The 1,336-nt window shown below is 48.4% G+C and carries 1 protein-coding gene; it reads left to right on the top strand.

Going from position 1 to position 1,336, the window contains the following annotated elements; translation table 11 throughout:
• Nucleotides 1–68: 68 nt before the first annotated feature.
• Entirely contained in the window at nt 69–1,073 is a 1,005-nt protein-coding gene (locus ACMWKK_RS26195) for an IS110-like element IS5075 family transposase (RefSeq protein ID WP_000427614.1), read from the top strand.
• The last annotated feature ends 263 nt before the right edge of the window (nt 1,074–1,336 follow it).

Below are 1,336 nucleotides of genomic sequence, written 5' to 3'. Positions count from 1 at the left end.
TTAATGAGATGGTCACTCCCTCCTTCCCAGTACTATGCTGAGGACAGGCTTTCATTCGGAGAACCATCATGGAAAACATTGCGCTTATTGGTATCGATCTGGGTAAGAACTCTTTCCATATTCATTGTCAGGATCATCGTGGGAAGGCCGTTTACCGTAAAAAATTCACCCGACCAAAGCTAATCGAATTTCTGGCGACATGCCCAGCAACAACCATCGCGATGGAAGCCTGTGGCGGTTCTCACTTTATGGCACGCAAGCTGGCAGAGTTAGGGCATTTTCCAAAGCTGATATCACCGCAATTTGTCCGCCCATTCGTTAAAAGCAACAAAAATGACTTCGTTGATGCTGAAGCTATCTGTGAAGCAGCATCACGTCCATCTATGCGTTTCGTGCAGCCCAGAACCGAATCTCAGCAGGCAATGCGAGCTCTGCATCGTGTCCGTGAATCCCTGGTTCAGGATAAGGTGAAAACAACTAATCAGATGCATGCTTTTCTGCTGGAATTTGGTATCAGCGTTCCGCGAGGTGCTGCCGTTATTAGTCGACTGAGTACCCTTCTTGAGGACAGTAGTTTGCCTCTTTATCTCAGCCAGTTACTGCTGAAATTACAACAGCATTATCACTATCTTGTTGAGCAGATTAAAGATCTGGAATCTCAGTTGAAACGAAAGTTGGACGAAGATGAGGTTGGACAGCGCTTGCTGAGTATTCCCTGCGTTGGAACGCTGACTGCCAGTACTATTTCAACTGAGATTGGCGACGGGAAGCAGTACGCCAGCAGCCGTGACTTTGCGGCGGCAACAGGGCTGGTACCCCGACAGTACAGCACGGGAGGTCGGACGACATTGTTAGGGATTAGCAAGCGGGGCAACAAAAAGATCCGAACTTTGTTGGTTCAGTGTGCCAGGGTATTCATACAAAAACTGGAACACCAGTCTGGCAAGTTGGCCGACTGGGTCAGGGAGTTGTTGTGTCGGAAAAGCAACTTTGTCGTCACCTGTGCTCTGGCAAACAAGCTGGCCAGAATAGCCTGGGCACTGACGGCGCGACAGCAAACTTACGAAGCATAAAGGCAGAAATACACCAGTTTAAACAATCATTCATCTGGTTTTGCGAATACTGATATTGATGATACAAACGGCCCACCGGCCTGTTGAGGAACCTGTAAAACGGAAAGGCTCGCTGAAGCCGTATATTTTCTGGAGGTTCATCAGGCGCGGAACTCATCGAGGCGCGGGAATAAAATCCCATTCAGACGCCGGATAGATTCAAGCAAGCCAACTTATCGTCAAAATCGGTGTTGCAAAAACGGGAGTGACCATAGATTCCGTTT

Source organism: Enterobacter sp. 01-M-03-SI-ECC, assembly GCF_047530215.1.
Classification (GTDB): Bacteria; Pseudomonadota; Gammaproteobacteria; order Enterobacterales; family Enterobacteriaceae; genus Enterobacter; species Enterobacter chengduensis.
Note: the sequence above shows the minus strand (reverse complement) of the source record. Positions and strands in the feature narration are given on the sequence as shown.